Below are 15,114 nucleotides of genomic sequence, written 5' to 3' on the forward strand. Positions count from 1 at the left end.
ATGGGTGAGTCGGCGATCGCGGCGGCGGAACTGGAAACGCTGATCCGGGAGGGCGTGCCGCTGGTCGGCAGCTATGGCGTCGCAGTGGAGAGCGTGGGCGCCGGGACGATCCGGCTGCGCATGCCCTACCGCCAGGATTTCGTGCGGCCGGGCGGCACCGTGACGGGGCCGGCCCTGTTCGGCCTGGCCGACGTGGCGCTCTACGGCGCCGTGCTCAGCCTGATCGGCCGGGTCGAGCTGGCGGTCACCACCAGCATGACCATCAATTTCCTGCGCAGGCCCGGCCAGCGGGCGGTGATCGCAGAGGCGCGCGTGCTGAAGCTGGGCAAGCGGCTGGCCTATGGCGACATCCTGCTCTATTCCGACGGCGAGGACGACCCGGTCGCCCACGTCACCGGCACCTACAGCATCCCGCCCGACCGCCCTCCCGTCACCATGCTGGCGTGAGGCGAGTGCGGTATCTGCATACCGCATGGTGAAACCAATCGGAAAAAGCCTTTTCCAACAAGGGCATAAGAGGTGCGGTATCGTGATACCGTGAGCCTAAATCCCTGCCATGGCGGCACTTTTCCGGTTGACTCACACCCTGCCGGCGCCCTAGAACAGCGCCCAACTTCGGCAGGGGAGTCCCGCTCTCGTGCCGTTACCGGTATTTCTTGAGAGAGTGGCAATGAAGACCCTGTCCCTGAAGCCGTCCGAAGTCGAAAAGAAGTGGTTCGTAATCGACGCGGAAGGCCTCGTCCTCGGACGTATGGCGAGCATCATCGCCAACATCCTGCGCGGCAAGCACAAGCCGTTCTATACCCCGCACGTCGACTGCGGTGACAACATCATCGTCATCAATGCCGAGAAGGTCCGCCTGACCGGCAACAAGCGCAACGACGACATCTTCTACTGGCACACCGGCTACCCCGGCGGCATCAAGGGCCGTTCCAAGGGGCAGATTCTGGATGGCAAGTATCCCGAGCGCGTGATCATCAAGGCGGTCGAGCGCATGGTTCCGCGCGGTCCGCTGGGCCGCAAGCAGATGGGCAACCTGAAGGTATACGGCGGCACCGCCCATCCGCACGAAGCCCAGCAGCCGGAGGTGCTGGACATCGGCGCCCGGAACCCGAAGAACAAGAGGATCGCATAATCATGGCGCAGGTCACCACCACCCTTGCCGATCTGAAGAACCTGACCGGCGGCGCCTCCTCCTCGGTCACCGCCGTCGACGCCGTCGCCGCGGCGCCCGAGCCGAAGATCGACGCCCAGGGCCGCGCCTATGCCACCGGCAAGCGGAAGAACGCGGTCGCCCGCGTCTGGATCAAGCCCGGCTCCGGCAAGGTCACCGTCAACGGCCGCGACATCGGCGTGTATTTCGCCCGTCCGGTGCTGCGCATGCTGCTGAACCAGCCGTTCGAGATCGTCGCCCGCATCGACCAGTACGACGTGACCTGCACGGTCGCCGGCGGCGGCCTGTCGGGCCAGGCCGGCGCCGTTCGCCACGGCATCTCGAAGGCGCTGACCTACTACGAGCCGGGCCTGCGCTCGCCGCTGAAGGCCGCCGGCTTCCTGACCCGCGACGCCCGCGTCGTCGAGCGTAAGAAGTACGGCCGCGCCAAGGCCCGCCGCAGCTTCCAGTTCTCGAAGCGCTAACGGGTACCCAGGGCACCAAGCCCCGCATTTCTGTTATACTGCGGCAGGGCGTCCCGATCGGGGCGCCCTGTTCGTTTTCGTACTTGCCGCCACTATCCCCGTTCTTCTGTCCCGCTCTTCGCCTTTGGGAGTTCGTTCCATGCCCGAAACGGTCGACCGGATCCGGATCGCCATCCTGGGAGCCAGCGGTTATACCGGTGCCGAACTGGTCCGCATGCTGGCCCGCCACCCCGCCGCCGACATCCGAGTCCTGACGGCCGAGCGTCAGGCCGGCAAGCCGCTGTCGGACGTCTTTCCCCACTTGGCCTATTTGAAGATGCCGGACCTGGTGAAGGTCGAGCAGGTCGACTGGTCGGAGATCGACTTCGTCTTCTGCGGCCTGCCCCACGGCACCACCCAGGAGATCATCCGCGCGCTGCCGAGCACGCTGCGGGTCGTCGACCTGTCGGCCGACTTCCGGCTGTCGGACGCCGCGACCTACGCCGAGTGGTACGGCCACGAGCACCAGGCGGTGGAGCTCCAGGCCGAGGCGGTCTACGGGCTGACCGAGTTCAACCGGCAGGGCGTGCGCAACGCGCGGCTGGTCGCCAACCCCGGCTGCTACCCGACCGCCACCCTGATCCCGCTGCTGCCGCTGGTGCTGGACGGGCTGATCGAGACCGACGACATCATCGTGGACGCCAAGTCCGGGGTCAGCGGCGCCGGCCGCGACGCCAAGCAGCAGAACCTGTTTTGCGAGGTCAGCGAGGGCATGCACGCCTACGGCGTCGGCCGCCATCGCCACATGCCGGAGATGGAGCAGGAACTGAGCCTCGCCGCCGGCAAACCGGTGACCATGGCCTTCACCCCGCACCTGATCCCGATGAACCGGGGCGAGTTCGTCACGACCTATGTCAGGCTGGCCGGCGCCAACACGCCGGACGACCTGCGCGCGGCGCTGGCGGCGCGGTTCGAGGCGGAGCCGTTCGTCCAGGTGCTGCCGGCCGGCGTGGTGCCGCACACCAAGCATGTCCGCGGGTCGAACCAGATCCACATTTCCGTGTTCCCGGACCGGATCAAGGGCCGCGCGATCGTGCTGTCGGTGATCGACAACTTGGTCAAGGGCGCCTCGGGCCAGGCTATCCAGAACATGAACGTGATGGCCGGCCTGATCGAGACCATGGGCCTGGAGCAGGCGCCGCTGTTCCCGTAGGAGCAAGAGGGGTTTTGCCACAGATGAACGGCGATGGAGGGAGATACTGTCCGGATCATCTCCGTTGATCGCCGTTATCTGTGGCCGAACCTTCTCCCTTTTGGCTTATCAACTAAAACGTGTATAACCGTAGGTCGTCGTCAGATAATCAGAAGTGCGTCCAGCCCCGGGACGGAAGCGGCAGGGGCTGGCCGGCGGCGTTCAGGACGGTGACGCTTCCCGGCTCGCCGCCGGGGACCAGCCGGCCGATCTCGGTCACGTCGGCGCCGGTGGCGAGCAGCGCGTCGCGATCCTGCGGCTTCACCGTGAAGACGATTTCGTAGTCGTCGCCGCCGGTCAGCGCCGTCGCCAGCAGGCTCGCGTCGGCGGCCACGACGGCACGGGTCGAAGCGGACAGGGGGACGCGGTCGGCGTGGATGACGGCGGCGCGGCCCGAGACCTCGCACAGATGCCCCAGGTCGGCGACCAGGCCGTCGGACACGTCGAGGCCGGCGGTGGCGAAGCGCCGCAGCACGGGCACCAGGGACAGGCGCGGCTGAGGGCGGCGGTAGCGGTCGATCAGCGGCTGCGGGTCGGCGGCTGTCAGGTTCCCCTGGAGCACGCCCAGGCCGAGCACGGCGTCGCCGATGGTGCCGCTGACGAAGACCAGGTCGCCTGGGTCCGCCCCGCCCCGGCGCAGCGCCTTGCCTGCGGGCACCAGGCCGAAGGCGGTCACCGACAGGGTGACGGGGCCGGGCGTGGACACGCTGTCTCCGCCCATCAGGTGAATGCCGTATTCTCGCTGGTCCTCCGCCAACTGGGCGGCGAAGTCGGCCAGCCACGCGTCGCCCAGGCCTGCGGGCAGGCTGGTGACCAGGGAATAGGCCAAGGGCTCGGCGGCCATGGCGGCAAGGTCGGACAGGTTGACCCGCAGCATCTTGGCGGCGATGTCGGCCGGCGGGTCGTCGGCCAGGAAATGCACATCGGCGACCAGCGCGTCGGTGGTCACCACCAGCTCGTGCCCGGCGGGAATGCCAAAGACCGCCGCGTCGTCGTTCAGGCCGAGCGCGCCGGGAAAGCCCGCCGCCAGCGGCTTCAGGTATCGTTCGATCCGGCCGAATTCACCGAGCGGCACGGGAAGGATCCGGCGTCGCCAAGTCCTCGGCCCGGATCGCGCGGGCCAGCTTGTCCAGCACGCCGTTGACCATGGCCGGCTCGCGCCCGGCGAAGAAGGCGTGCGACACGTCCACATACTCGCTGATCACGATGCGGGGATGGGTGTCCACATGGACCAGGAGCTCGAAGGCGCCGGCCCGCAGGATCGCGCGCATCAGCAGTTCCAGCCGGTCGATCGGCCATTGGGCGTCCAGGCAGGTGCCCAGCATCTCGTCCAGTTCGGCCCGGCGGGCGCTGGCGCCGCGCAGGATGTCGGAAAACAGCTGGGGGTCGGCCGCGACATAGGTGTCGCCGTCCACCTCGTGCCCCAGCCGGTGCTTGATGAATTCGCCCAGGACCGACTCCGCGTTGGTGCCGGTCAGGTCGATCTGGTAAAGCGCCTGCACGGCCGCCAGCCGGGCCGCCTTGCGGCGCGCCTTCGCGGAACCCCCGCCGCTGCGGCGTGACCCCGAACCGGAAGTGCCGCGCTTGGGCGGGGCGCCGTCGCGCGCATCGTCGGACTGTGCCATGGTGGAGCTTTTCAACCGCGTCTATGTCTGATTCGAACGTCCCGGTCAGGACGTGAGGCCGAAGTGGCGCTTCAACCGGATCATGTCAAGACACGCGTTGGCGACCGCCCCGCCCTTGTTCTTCTGATCCACCTTGGCGCGCGCCCAGGCCTGGTCGTCGTTCTCGACCGTCAGGATGCCGTAGCCGATCGCGGCGTTGTGGCGCAAGGCGAGATCCTGCAACCCTCTGGCGCTCTCCACGCAGACATAATCGTAGTGTGTCGTCTCGCCCCGGATCACGCAGCCGAGCGCCACGTAGCCGTCGTAGCGCGGCGGCGCCCCGGCCTCGTCGTTCGCATGGGCGGGGGCATGGGTGGCGTCGCCGCCGGCCAGGATCGCGAAATTGATCGCGGCCGGAATCTCGAAGGCGCCGGGCACCGCGATCCGGTCATAGGTCGCTCCCGCCGCCTCCAGCGCCAGGATGGCGCCGCGCACCAGTTCGTCGGCGATGTCCTCGTAGAAGCGGGCTTCGACGATCAGGACGTGGGGACCCATGATCTGGGTTACTGAGTCGGAAACGGCGGACATGCCTCAGTCGGCTCCGGAAGTGGTTGCGTCAGGACTGGTGAGCGGGATGGGCTGCTGGCCGACCACGGTCAGGCCGTAGCCATCGAGCCCGATGATCGTCTTCTTGTGGTTGGACAGGAGGATCATCTCCCTGACGCCCAGGTCGAACAGGATCTGGGCGCCGATGCCGTAGTCGCGCAGCTCGCCCGCCGGGTTGGGCATGCCTTCGAGCTGGGCCTTGACGCGGCTGGACAGGCTGGTCGCCTGCGGCTCGCGCAGCAGCACGACGATGCCGCGGCCGGCCTCGCCGATCGCCCGCATCGCCGCCTGGAGCTCCCCGCCCCGGCCGCAGGACCGGTCATGCAGCACGTCGTCGAGAACGTTCAGCGCGTGCATGCGGACCAGCACCGGGCCGGGCGCCGTGATGTCGCCCTTCACCAGCGCGATGTGCTCGGCGTACTGCACCTTGTTGACATAGACCATCATGCGGAACTGGCCGCCGTAGCGGCTGTCCAGCACCGTCTCCAGCGTGCGGTCGATGATCGTCTCGGTCCGACGGCGGTGCGCGATCAGGTCGGCGATGGTGCCGATCTTCAGCCCGTGGAACTGGGCGAACTTCACCAGGTCCGGCAGGCGGGCCATGGTGCCGTCGTCGTTCATGATCTCGCAGATCACGCCGGACGGGTTCAGGCCGACCATGCGGGCGACGTCGACCGCGGCCTCCGTGTGGCCGGCGCGGACCAGCACGCCGCCGTCGCGCGCCATCAGCGGGAACACGTGGCCGGGAGTCGCGATGTCGTCGGCGCCCATCTCCGGGTCGATCGCGACCTGGACGGTGCGCGCCCGGTCGGCCGCCGAGATGCCGGTGGTGACGCCCTCCCGCGCCTCGATCGAGACGGTGAAGGCGGTCTGGTGGCGCGAGGCGTTCTGCTTGGCCATCAGGGGCAGGCGCAGCTTCTCGATCCGCTCGCCGGTCATGGCGAGGCAGATCAGCCCGCGGCCGAACTTCGCCATGAAGTTGATCGCCTCCGCCGTCGCCATCTGGGCGGGGATGACGAGGTCGCCCTCGTTCTCCCGGTCCTCGTCGTCGACCAGGATGAACATCCGGCCCTGCCGGGCCTCCTCCAGGATTTCCTCGGTGGTCGAGAGATATTCCGTGTCGTGGGGGCTGCGCAGGCCCGCGACGAGGTCGGTCTTGTTGACGGTCCGCATGATCTAAAGGCTCTCCGCCAGGCGCGCGACGTAGCGGGCCAGCATGTCCACTTCCATGTTCACCCTGCTGCCGGGACCCAGCGTCCGGAAGGTGGTGTGGGTCCGGGTATGCGGGATGATGTTGACGCCGAAGCGGCGCCCCTCGACCTCGTTGACGGTCAGCGACACGCCGTCCAGCGCCACCGAGCCCTTGGGCGCCACGAAGCGGGCCAGGTCGGCCGGCACCTCGAACAGGTAGCGCCAGCTGTCGCCCTCCTGCGCCGCGGAGACCACGTCGGCGACGCCGTCCACGTGGCCGGAGACGATGTGCCCGCCCATCTCGTCGCCGAGCCGAAGCGCCCGCTCCAGGTTGATCTCCGTCCCCTGCTCCCAGGTGCCGAGCGTCGTCTTGGACAGGGTCTCGCCGGAAGCCGAGATGGTGAACCGGCCGGGCGCCTTGTCGATCACCGTCAGGCAGCAGCCGCTGCACGCGATCGAGGCGCCCATGTCGACGGTGCCCATGTCGAAGGCTGTCTCGATGGTGAAAAGGGTATCGCCCCGCCGCTCCACGGCGGCGACGCGACCCACGTCTGTGATGATTCCGGTGAACATGGGCACAAGCCTAGCAGCTTCGACGGATGCCGGCCACGTAACGGTAAGCCGCAGGGGTCATGACATGGCATCCGCCACAGCGCCAGTCAACCGCGGATGGGGCGGCCGGCGGCGGCCTTGCCGCGGGGATTTCGGGCGGCGGATTCGGAAGGCTTAGGGCAATGCCCATCCCAAGCGCAGCTTTTCGAGTAAATTTTCATGACTGTCCCGAACAGATCGGGGCGCCATGGTACCGGCGCCTCCGGTCTATTCCGCGGGTCCATGATATCCTGGAAGTCCCATGGGGAACATTACGCCGGACACACCCTTCCATTTCCTGTGGATTGTGTACTGGAAGATATTCGCCATGCGCGATAAATTCAATATTGATGAGTTGCGGGGATTCGCCTGCCTTTTGCTGGTATCGCTGCATGTGATCGGGCACGATCCGTCCGTGGCGATGCGGGTCCCGGACGACAGCTGGTACCGGTACGCCGTGGACAGCTGGCTGTTCGTGCGCATGCCGCTGTTCACCTTCCTCTCCGGCCTGGTGTACGCGCTCCGCCCGGTGCGGCGGGAGCATCTGGCGGGTTTCTACGGCAAGAAGCTGCGCCGGCTCGGCATCCCGCTGCTGATCGTCGCACCCGCCTTCTTTCTGCTTCAGGCGGTCACGCCGGGGACGACAGCGTCGCCGGACTGGTACGAGTTCCTGACCATCCCGGTGCTGCCCTACCAGCATTTCTGGTACCTGCAGGCGCTGCTGCTGATCTTCCTGCTGGTCGGGTTCCTGGACGCGCACGGCGCGCTGTTCCGGCCCCGGCCGTTCCTGGCGCTGTCGGCGGCCGCGGCGGTGCTGAACCTGACCTTCGGCGGCACCTTGTACAAGACGGTGGACCTGTTCTCGGTCAGCCAGGCGGCGTACCTGCTGCCCTATTTCCTGCTCGGCGTCGCCTTCACGCGGTTCCACGGCGCCCTGTCCACTCCGCCCGCCAGGATCGGGGCCGTGGCGGTTCTTGCGGCCGGCGCGCTGATCCACCAGGCTTCCCTGTGGCATCTGATCCCGGTGGAATTCGGCCGGACCAGCCTGCTGGCCCTGGTCACCGGATCGGCGGCGGCGCTGGTCCTGGTCCGGGCCATGCCGGCGGTGCCGCTGCTGCGCACCCTCGGCCGGCACTCCTACGCGATCTTCCTGCACCACATGTTCTTCCAGGCCGCGGTGCGCATCCTGCTGATGCGGCTGGGAGCGGAGGACTGGCAGATCTTCCTGCTGGCGACGGCGGGCGGCTGCGTCGGGCCGATGGTCCTGCAGCGCCTGGCCTCGGTGAACCCCTGGACGCGGACGGCGTTGCTGGGAGCGGCCTGAGCGCCGCCCTCAACGCCGATAACTCTCCATCACGTCGTCGCCGGCCCGGCGGACGCCGACGCGGATGAAGTCGGCGGTGTCCTCCAGCAGGTCCACGCCGAAGCCGACGACGGCGGGCAGCCCGTCGCCGCCGATCATGCGCGGTGCCCGGAACCATTCCAGCCGGTCGACCAGCCGCTGCTGCATCAGCGAGGCGCTGAGCCGGGCGCCGCCCTCGACCAGCAGGCGGGTGGTGCCCCGGGCCGCCAGCGACTTCAGGGTCCCGGCCACGTCCAGCACGCCCGACGCGTCGGGCACCAGGGACACCACCTCCACCCCGCAGTCGGTGAAGGCGCGGGCGCGCTTGGGATCGACACCCTGAAGGGTGAACACCAACGTCGGCGTCGTGCTGGCGCCGCGCACCAGCTTGGAGGTCAGCGGCAGGCGCAGCCGGCTGTCCACCACGACCCGCAGCGGCGAGCGATGGCCCAGGCCGGGAAGCCGGCAGGTCAGCTCCGGGTCGTCGGCGAGCGCCGTGTTCAGCCCGATCATGATGGCGTCGTAGCGGGCGCGCAGCCCGTGTCCCCAGGCCCGCGCGGTCGGGCCGGTGATCCACTGGCTTTCGCCGGTGCGGAGCGCGATGCGGCCGTCCAGCGACGTCGCCAGCTTCAGGGTCACCAGCGGGCGGCCGTCCCGGATGCGGCGGAAGAAGCCCTCGTTCAGCTCCGCCGCCTCGTCGGCGCAGAGGCCGACATCCACCTGGACGCCGCCGTCCCGCAGCCGGCGGATGCCGGAGCCGGAGACGCGGGGGTCGGGGTCCTCGCACGCGACGACCACCCGGCCGACGCCGGCTTCCAGCAGCGCCTCGGTGCAGGGCGGGGTCTTGCCCCAGTGGTTGCAGGGCTCCAGCGAGACATAGACGGTGGCGCCCCGCGCGGCCGCGCCGGCGCGCCTCAGCGCCTCGGTCTCGCCATGGGGCCGGCCGCCCGGCTGGGTCCAGCCGCGGCCGACCACCACGCCGTCGCGCACGATGACGCAGCCGACCGACGGGTTGGGAGCCACCGTGCCCAGGCCGCGCCGCGCCAGGGCTATGGCCGACCGCATGAAGCCGGCGTCGGCTGGCGCGTACGGTACGGGCGGGGGCGGAACTGGCATCGGTCGCTGATCCTGGTCGGAAACCCGGATTGCCGGATCGTCAGGAGACTTCCGGCTTCAGGGTTCCGACGAATTCGTTGAAATCGGACGCCTCGCGGAAATCCTTGTACACCGAGGCATAGCGGACATAGGCGACCTGGTCCAGGTTGAACAGGGCGTTCATCACCATCTCGCCGATCTGCTTGGACGGGATCTCGCTCTCGCCCGACGATTCGAGCTGGCGGACCAGGCTGTTGACCAACCGGTCGATGCGGTCGGCATCGACCGGCCTCTTGCGCAAGGCGATGCGCATGGAGCGCAGCAGCTTGTCGCGGTCGAAGGGTTCGCGCTGCCCCATGCTCTTGATCACCGTCAGCTCCCGCAGCTGGACCCGCTCGAAGGTGGTGAAGCGGGCCCCGCAGCCGGGACAGAAGCGGCGCCGGCGGATCGCCGAGTTGTCCTCGGTCGGCCGGCTGTCCTTAACCTGGGTGTCGTCGTGTCCGCAGAACGGGCAGCGCATTTAGGTCATCGCCTCACAGGGTTGGTCTTGGAGCGGGGCGGCCCTGGTAGATCGGGAACCGCCGGCACAGCGCGCGGACGCGCTCGCGCACCTGGGCCTCGATCGCCGCGTTGTCGCCCGAGTTGCTGGCCGCCAGGCCGTCGAGCACTTCCGAGATCATCTCGCCGACCTGGGTGAACTCCGCGACGCCGAAGCCGCGGGTGGTCGCCGCCGGGGTGCCGAGCCGGACGCCCGAGGTGACCATCGGCTTCTGCGGGTCGAACGGCACGCCGTTCTTGTTGCAGGTCATGCCGGCATGCTCCAGCGCCGCCTCCGCCGCCTTGCCGGTCAGGTTCTTCGGCCGCAGGTCGACCAGGACCACGTGGCTGTCGGTGCCGCCCGACACGATGTCGACGCCGCCCTCGATCAGCCGGGCCGCCAGCGCGCGGGCGTTCTCCACCACCGAGCGGGCATAGTCCTTGAACTCCGGCCGCAGCGCCTCGCCGAAGGCCGCCGCCTTGCCGGCGATGACATGCATCAGCGGGCCGCCCTGCAATCCCGGGAAGACCGCGGAGTTGATCTTCTTGCCCAGGTCCGGGTCGTTGGACAGGATCATGCCGCCGCGCGGGCCGCGCAGCGTCTTGTGCGTGGTCGTGGTCACCACATGGGCGTGAGGCAGCGGCGACGGATAGGCGCCGCCGGCGACCAGGCCTGCGAAGTGGGCCATGTCCACCATGAAGATGGCGCCGACCTCGTCCGCGATCCGGCGGAAGCGGGCGAAGTCGATCTGGCGGGGATAGGCCGAGCCGCCCGCGATGATCAGCTTCGGCTTGTGCTCGCGCGCCAGCGCCTCGACCTGCTCGAAGTCGATCCGGGCGTCGTCGCGGCGCACGCCGTACTGGATCGCCTTGAACCACTTGCCCGACTGGTTGGCGGCGGCGCCGTGGGTCAGGTGCCCGCCGGCGTCCAGGGACATGCCGAGGATGGTGTCGCCCGGCTGGAGCAGCGCCATGAAGACCGCCTGGTTCGCCTGCGCGCCCGAGTGGGGCTGCACGTTGACGAAGGCGCAGTCGAACAGGGCCTTGGCCCGGTCGATGGCGAGCTGCTCCGCGACGTCGACGAACTCGCAGCCGCCGTAGTAGCGGCGGCCGGGATAGCCTTCCGCGTACTTGTTGGTCAGGACGGAGCCCTGGGCCTCCAGCACGGCGGCCGAGACGATGTTCTCCGACGCGATCAGCTCGATCTGGTCCTGCTGGCGCGACAATTCGCGCGCGATCGCCGAGGCCAGCTCGGGATCGCTCTCGGCCAGGGCGGCGCCGAAGAAGCCGGAAGAGGGTGAATAGGATTGGGGAAGGGAGGACATGGAAGAATTCCTTAGGATCTGCCGCTTCGGGATCTGCCGCTTCGGGGCGCCTGGACTGCGGTAAGGAAGGGCCGTTCAGCCCATCTTGTCAACGCGGCGGCTGTGGCGGCCGCCTTCGAACGGTGTGGCGAGGAAGGTCGCGACGCAGTCCTTCGCGACTTCGATCCCGGTCACCCGGGCGCCCATCACGAGGACATTGGCATCGTTGTGCTGCCGGGAAAGCCTGGCGCCCGTCGTATCGTGGCACAGCGCCGCGCGGATGCCGGCATGCCGGTTCGCGGCGATGCTGATGCCGATGCCGGTCCCGCAGATCAGGATGCCGCGCTCGGCGGTCCCGTCCCTGATGGCGGCGGCAAGGGCCGCGGCGATGTCGGGATAGTCCACTGAATCGGTGCTGTGGGCGCCGAGGTCGACCATCTCGTAGCCTTGGCCGGCGAGCGAGTCCTTCAATGAAGCCTTGAAGTCGAAGCCGGCGTGATCGGACGCAATGACGAGTTTCTGTTTAGACATCGAAGCAAACCCATTTCCGGAGACCCTGCGGAACCCTCGTGGCCCGGCGGGTGGCCTGAACCTCCCGCCATCCCCTCCGAAAGCTGGCCATAGGGGCATCGTGTGCGCGACACTACCAGATATCGGCGCGGCACGCCAGAATCGCACCGGGCGCCGCTGCCGGGCAGATCTGCGCGGGGCGCACGCCGGAGTTGAGCCATGCGCCCGGCGCGTGGCGGCCATGCATCCCGACAAACTATGCTTCTGAAGCAAAAGCGCTGTTCTCGCTTCTGGCCTCGAATTCGTGGGCAAGTGCCGGGGCGACAACGGAGCTCAAATGCCATTCCGGCACCACTAAAATATCTTTAATGCTGTTCGCTGCTCAATTCGGCCGGCGAACTAGCGGTTTCCAATCTTGCCGTGTGGATGAAAACCTCGGCCGAGTCAAAATAACCTTTGAACCACTTGCGGAAATTTTATTGACACCCAAATCCCCATGTGCGACTTGAAGAGCATCGAACACAATGAATAATCAGGATACTGGGCATGAGTGACCAGCTTGAACACGACGCGCCGGACGGTGCCATTCTGAGGATGACGGCGGACATAGTATCCGCCTACGTCAGCAAGAATGTGCTTCCGGCGACCCAAATCCCGGAAGTCATCAATACGGTTTTCTCCTCGCTGACCGGTCTGAACGGCCAGCCGCGGGAGGTTCAGGCCGAACCGCAGAAGCCCGCGGTGCCAATCCGCAAGTCGGTGACGCCCGAATACATCGTTTGCCTGGAAGATGGCAAGAAGCTGAAGATGTTGAAGCGGCATCTCCGGTCTACATACGGCATGACTCCGGATGAGTACCGCGCGAAGTGGAACCTGCCGCCGGACTATCCGATGGTGGCGCCGAATTACGCTGCCCAGCGGTCCGAATTCGCGAAGAAGATCGGCCTCGGCCGTTCTTCCGGTCGCCAGACGAGGCGCAAGGCTTCCTGATCCACGCCGCTTCCCGGCATCGCCACCGCCCGTCCCGACGGGAAGGGAGAGCGGCCGTGCCGGGGAGCCGGACGAAATCGGAAGCCTGCCCGGCGTTCTGACAAGTCGACAGGTATGCATTGACTGGCGGACAGGTGGAGCGGATGAGACGTCCGATTGCCTGTCCGTTTTTATTTTACGACCTCTTGATGTACGCCCCGTGTCGTCGTGACGCAGGCCGGGAAGCGCTCAGCGTGGCAGGCTCAATGTGGCGGGCTCAGCGGGGCGGATTGCCGGCCTTCTTCGCCAGCACATATTCCAGCTTGGCCACGGCGGTGCGGCGAAGCATTTCCTGGCTGTGGTTCAGCGGACCGAGCACGGTCACTTCCGTCAGCGTTTCAGGGTCCATCGCGATCGCCTTCATGTACATGCCGACGCGCTGGAACTCCAACAGGACCTCGCGCTCTGGCGGCTTGGCCATCACAGTCTCCCTTTTAAGCAATCGAGCGCATCGATCCAGGTGGATAGTGCCGCCGGCGTTTCGATTCGGTAAATTCCCCCCAGTGCCGGGCACCCCTTTCCCGGGTACCCGGAGTTCGACTCGGAGAATCAAGAATGACCGCAAACCCGATCGTCGCAGCAACCGATGCGGCAAAAGGCGACGAAACCGCGAAGCCGGCGCAGGCCGCCCGTTTCCAGTGGGAAGACCCCTTGCTGCTGGAGGAGGAGCTTTCCGAGGAAGAGCGGATGGTCCGCGACAGCGCGCGGAGCTATTGCCAGGACAGGCTGATGACGCGCGTGCTGGAAGCGAACCGGCACGAGCATTTCCATCGCGAGATCATGACCGAGATGGGCGAGCTGGGCCTGCTCGGGCCGACCATCGAGGGCTATGGCTGCGCCGGCGTCGGCTATGTCAGCTACGGCCTGATCGCCCGCGAGGTCGAGCGGGTGGACTCGGGCTACCGCTCCGCCATGTCGGTCCAGTCCTCTCTCGTCATGCACCCGATCCACGCCTACGGCACCGAGGAGCAGCGGCAGAAGTACCTGCCGAAGCTCGCCAGCGGCGAGTGGGTGGGCTGCTTCGGCCTGACCGAGCCGGACGCCGGCTCCGACCCCGGCTCCATGAAGACCCGGGCGCGCAAGGTCGACGGCGGCTATTCGGTCAGCGGCTCCAAGCAGTGGATCACCAACTCGCCGATCGCCGACGTGTTCGTGGTGTGGGCCAAGGACGATGCCGGCGACATCCGCGGCTTCGTGCTGGAGAAGGGCATGAAGGGGCTGAGCGCCCCGAAGATCGAGGGCAAGTTCAGCCTGCGCGCCTCGATCACCGGCGGCATCGCGATGGACGAGGTGTTCGTTCCGGACGATAACCTGCTGCCCAACGTCAAGGGTCTGAAGGGACCGTTCGGCTGCCTGAACAACGCGCGCTACGGCATCTCCTGGGGCGCCATGGGAGCGGCGGAGTTCTGCTGGCACCAGGCGCGCGACTACGTGCTGGAGCGCAAGATGTTCGGCCGGCCGCTGGCGGCCAACCAGCTGATCCAGAAGAAGCTGGCCGACATGCAGACGGAGATCACGCTGGGCCTGCACGCCGCGCTGCGGCTGGGCCGGCTGAAGGACGAGCACCGCGCCCCGCCGGAGGCGATCAGCCTGATGAAGCGCAACAACTGCGGCAAGGCGCTCGACATCGCCCGGGTCGCCCGCGACATGCTGGGCGGCAACGGCATCTCGGACGAGTACCACGTGATCCGCCACGTCATGAACCTGGAGGCGGTCAACACCTACGAGGGCACCCACGACATCCACGCCCTCATCCTGGGCCGCGCCCAGACCGGCATCCAGGCCTTCGGCTGAAAGGCATGACGGGACCGCGGATCATTGGCGAAGAAATGACGCGGGCGGAGAAATGACACGCGAACGTGCCGGGCCGCCCATCGGGCGGCCCGGCCGACGACGTGCGAACCGGGCCGTCCGGGTCAGGCGGCCGACGTGACCGGATAGCCGCTGTAATCCAGCGACGAGGACCAGAAACGCTCCAGCTTGCGCATGGTCTCGTTCGCCTTGATCAACTCCTCGTCGTTGAGGCCGGCCTTGTCCAGCGCCTTGATCTGGCGTTCGAACATGTTGCTGATCTTGTCGCGAAGATCGAGCCCCTTGTCGGACAGGCGGACCCGGACCGACCGGCGGTCGTGGGGCGAGCGCTCCTGGCCCAGATAGCCGTTCTCGACCATCTTCTTCACGTTGTATGACACGTTCGAGCCAAGATAGTAGCCGCGCGCGGTCAGTTCGCCGACGGTCAGCTCGTCGTCACCGATGTTATAGAGAATCAGGCTCTGGACGTTGTTGATGTCCTGGATTCCCAAACGGTCCAGTTCGGTCTTCAGCACTTCCAGAAAGTGTCGATGCAGACGCTCGATCAGGAGGATGCTGTCATAGTAGGGCTGTCGCACGGCGTTCTCCATTCTCCCGGTTCCGGAATTCCTTGAGGCCAAGGAC

The 15,114-nt window shown here is 67.4% G+C and carries 18 protein-coding genes; 7 read left to right on the forward strand and 11 right to left on the reverse strand.

The features are described from left to right. The 4 genes from JL100_RS25520 to argC all read left to right on the forward strand — a co-directional run bounded on the left by JL100_RS25520 (position 1) and on the right by argC (position 2,830). Positions 1 to 447: a PaaI family thioesterase gene (locus JL100_RS25520; RefSeq protein ID WP_202680779.1), complete on the forward strand. Its 447-nt coding sequence runs from the start codon at positions 1 to 3 to the stop codon at positions 445 to 447. A 223-nt stretch (positions 448 to 670) separates the two neighbouring features. Next, a complete protein-coding gene (gene rplM / locus JL100_RS25525; RefSeq protein ID WP_202680678.1) occupies positions 671 to 1,135 on the forward strand; it encodes a 50S ribosomal protein L13 in 465 nt (154 codons plus the stop codon). A gap of 2 nt (positions 1,136 to 1,137) precedes the next feature. Continuing rightward, positions 1,138 to 1,638 carry a 30S ribosomal protein S9 gene (gene rpsI / locus JL100_RS25530; protein WP_202680679.1) on the forward strand — a complete coding sequence of 167 codons (501 nt, stop codon included), beginning with the start codon at positions 1,138 to 1,140 and terminating at the stop codon, positions 1,636 to 1,638. Positions 1,639 to 1,777: 139 nt separating this feature from the next. After that, positions 1,778 to 2,830 carry an N-acetyl-gamma-glutamyl-phosphate reductase gene (gene argC / locus JL100_RS25535; protein ID WP_202680680.1) on the forward strand — a complete coding sequence of 351 codons (1,053 nt, stop codon included), beginning with the start codon at positions 1,778 to 1,780 and terminating at the stop codon, positions 2,828 to 2,830. A 148-nt stretch (positions 2,831 to 2,978) separates the two neighbouring features. Here argC and thiL read toward each other — a convergent pair whose 3' ends face one another. The 5 genes from thiL to JL100_RS25560 are packed head-to-tail and all read right to left on the reverse strand — an operon-like array spanning position 2,979 to position 6,843. After that, the gene (gene thiL, locus JL100_RS25540) at positions 2,979 to 3,944 is read right to left on the reverse strand and encodes a thiamine-phosphate kinase (protein ID WP_323378318.1); all 966 of its coding nucleotides are present in this window, start codon (positions 3,942 to 3,944) and stop codon (positions 2,979 to 2,981) included. Then, on the reverse strand, positions 3,931 to 4,494 hold the full coding sequence (gene nusB, locus JL100_RS25545) for a transcription antitermination factor NusB (RefSeq protein ID WP_202680681.1): 564 nt from the start codon (positions 4,492 to 4,494) through the stop codon (positions 3,931 to 3,933). The genes thiL and nusB overlap by 14 nt, the downstream gene beginning before the upstream one ends. 45 nt (positions 4,495 to 4,539) lie before the next feature. Next, positions 4,540 to 5,061, reverse strand: coding sequence for a 6,7-dimethyl-8-ribityllumazine synthase (gene ribH, locus JL100_RS25550; RefSeq protein ID WP_202680682.1), 522 nt, complete (start codon positions 5,059 to 5,061; stop codon positions 4,540 to 4,542). A gap of 3 nt (positions 5,062 to 5,064) precedes the next feature. Beyond that, positions 5,065 to 6,252, reverse strand: a complete 1,188-nt coding sequence (gene ribB / locus JL100_RS25555; RefSeq protein ID WP_202680683.1) for a 3,4-dihydroxy-2-butanone-4-phosphate synthase — start codon at positions 6,250 to 6,252, stop codon at positions 5,065 to 5,067. A 3-nt stretch (positions 6,253 to 6,255) separates the two neighbouring features. After that, positions 6,256 to 6,843, reverse strand: coding sequence for a riboflavin synthase (locus JL100_RS25560; RefSeq protein ID WP_202680684.1), 588 nt, complete (start codon positions 6,841 to 6,843; stop codon positions 6,256 to 6,258). Between the two features lie 346 nt (positions 6,844 to 7,189). Here JL100_RS25560 and JL100_RS25565 point away from each other — a divergent pair, with 346 nt between their 5' ends. Then, on the forward strand, positions 7,190 to 8,185 hold the full coding sequence (locus tag JL100_RS25565) for an acyltransferase family protein (RefSeq protein WP_202680685.1): 996 nt from the start codon (positions 7,190 to 7,192) through the stop codon (positions 8,183 to 8,185). A 9-nt stretch (positions 8,186 to 8,194) separates the two neighbouring features. Here the strand turns inward: JL100_RS25565 and ribD are convergent, their stop codons facing one another. The 4 genes from ribD to rpiB form a co-directional block, all read right to left on the reverse strand. After that, on the reverse strand, positions 8,195 to 9,319 hold the full coding sequence (gene ribD / locus JL100_RS25570) for a bifunctional diaminohydroxyphosphoribosylaminopyrimidine deaminase/5-amino-6-(5-phosphoribosylamino)uracil reductase RibD (protein WP_228420908.1): 1,125 nt from the start codon (positions 9,317 to 9,319) through the stop codon (positions 8,195 to 8,197). 40 nt (positions 9,320 to 9,359) lie between these two features. Continuing rightward, positions 9,360 to 9,818 (reverse strand): transcriptional regulator NrdR, encoded by a 459-nt coding sequence (nrdR, locus tag JL100_RS25575; RefSeq protein WP_158047284.1) that lies wholly within the window; start codon positions 9,816 to 9,818, stop codon positions 9,360 to 9,362. 13 nt (positions 9,819 to 9,831) lie between these two features. Next, on the reverse strand, positions 9,832 to 11,160 hold the full coding sequence (gene glyA / locus JL100_RS25580) for a serine hydroxymethyltransferase (protein WP_202680686.1): 1,329 nt from the start codon (positions 11,158 to 11,160) through the stop codon (positions 9,832 to 9,834). Between the two features lie 75 nt (positions 11,161 to 11,235). Then, positions 11,236 to 11,670: a ribose 5-phosphate isomerase B gene (rpiB, locus tag JL100_RS25585; protein WP_202680687.1), complete on the reverse strand. Its 435-nt coding sequence runs from the start codon at positions 11,668 to 11,670 to the stop codon at positions 11,236 to 11,238. 525 nt (positions 11,671 to 12,195) lie between these two features. On the opposite strand from rpiB, the gene JL100_RS25590 reads away from it, so the two are divergent. Next, entirely contained in the window at positions 12,196 to 12,639 is a 444-nt protein-coding gene (locus JL100_RS25590) for a MucR family transcriptional regulator (protein WP_037454989.1), read from the forward strand. Between the two features lie 256 nt (positions 12,640 to 12,895). Here the strand turns inward: JL100_RS25590 and JL100_RS25595 are convergent, their stop codons facing one another. Continuing rightward, positions 12,896 to 13,099: a DUF6898 family protein gene (locus JL100_RS25595; RefSeq protein ID WP_202680688.1), complete on the reverse strand. Its 204-nt coding sequence runs from the start codon at positions 13,097 to 13,099 to the stop codon at positions 12,896 to 12,898. Between the two features lie 134 nt (positions 13,100 to 13,233). Here JL100_RS25595 and JL100_RS25600 point away from each other — a divergent pair, with 134 nt between their 5' ends. Then, positions 13,234 to 14,472, forward strand: coding sequence for an acyl-CoA dehydrogenase (locus JL100_RS25600; protein WP_202680689.1), 1,239 nt, complete (start codon positions 13,234 to 13,236; stop codon positions 14,470 to 14,472). A gap of 122 nt (positions 14,473 to 14,594) precedes the next feature. On the opposite strand, the gene JL100_RS25605 is transcribed toward JL100_RS25600, so the two are convergent. Then, positions 14,595 to 15,068, reverse strand: a complete 474-nt coding sequence (locus JL100_RS25605) for a MarR family winged helix-turn-helix transcriptional regulator (RefSeq protein WP_158047289.1) — start codon at positions 15,066 to 15,068, stop codon at positions 14,595 to 14,597. Positions 15,069 to 15,114: the final 46 nt, after the last annotated feature.

It is taken from the genome of Skermanella mucosa, from assembly GCF_016765655.2.
GTDB classification, from domain to species: Bacteria; Pseudomonadota; Alphaproteobacteria; order Azospirillales; family Azospirillaceae; genus Skermanella; species Skermanella mucosa.

Excerpts from the sequence above, each read along its gene's own strand:
- JL100_RS25520 (WP_202680779.1), top strand. The coding sequence starts at position 1 with ATGGGTGAGTCGGCGATCGCGGCGGCGGAACTGGAAACGCTGATCCGG.
- rplM (WP_202680678.1), top strand. The coding sequence starts at position 671 with ATGAAGACCCTGTCCCTGAAGCCGTCCGAAGTCGAAAAGAAGTGGTTC.
- rpsI (WP_202680679.1), top strand. The coding sequence starts at position 1,138 with ATGGCGCAGGTCACCACCACCCTTGCCGATCTGAAGAACCTGACCGGC.
- argC (WP_202680680.1), top strand. The coding sequence starts at position 1,778 with ATGCCCGAAACGGTCGACCGGATCCGGATCGCCATCCTGGGAGCCAGC.
- nusB (WP_202680681.1), bottom strand. The coding sequence starts at position 4,494 with ATGGCACAGTCCGACGATGCGCGCGACGGCGCCCCGCCCAAGCGCGGC.
- ribH (WP_202680682.1), bottom strand. The coding sequence starts at position 5,061 with ATGTCCGCCGTTTCCGACTCAGTAACCCAGATCATGGGTCCCCACGTC.
- ribB (WP_202680683.1), bottom strand. The coding sequence starts at position 6,252 with ATGCGGACCGTCAACAAGACCGACCTCGTCGCGGGCCTGCGCAGCCCC.
- JL100_RS25560 (WP_202680684.1), bottom strand. The coding sequence starts at position 6,843 with ATGTTCACCGGAATCATCACAGACGTGGGTCGCGTCGCCGCCGTGGAG.
- JL100_RS25565 (WP_202680685.1), top strand. The coding sequence starts at position 7,190 with ATGCGCGATAAATTCAATATTGATGAGTTGCGGGGATTCGCCTGCCTT.
- ribD (WP_228420908.1), bottom strand. The coding sequence starts at position 9,319 with ATGCCAGTTCCGCCCCCGCCCGTACCGTACGCGCCAGCCGACGCCGGC.
- nrdR (WP_158047284.1), bottom strand. The coding sequence starts at position 9,818 with ATGCGCTGCCCGTTCTGCGGACACGACGACACCCAGGTTAAGGACAGC.
- glyA (WP_202680686.1), bottom strand. The coding sequence starts at position 11,160 with ATGTCCTCCCTTCCCCAATCCTATTCACCCTCTTCCGGCTTCTTCGGC.
- rpiB (WP_202680687.1), bottom strand. The coding sequence starts at position 11,670 with ATGTCTAAACAGAAACTCGTCATTGCGTCCGATCACGCCGGCTTCGAC.
- JL100_RS25590 (WP_037454989.1), top strand. The coding sequence starts at position 12,196 with ATGAGTGACCAGCTTGAACACGACGCGCCGGACGGTGCCATTCTGAGG.
- JL100_RS25595 (WP_202680688.1), bottom strand. The coding sequence starts at position 13,099 with ATGGCCAAGCCGCCAGAGCGCGAGGTCCTGTTGGAGTTCCAGCGCGTC.
- JL100_RS25600 (WP_202680689.1), top strand. The coding sequence starts at position 13,234 with ATGACCGCAAACCCGATCGTCGCAGCAACCGATGCGGCAAAAGGCGAC.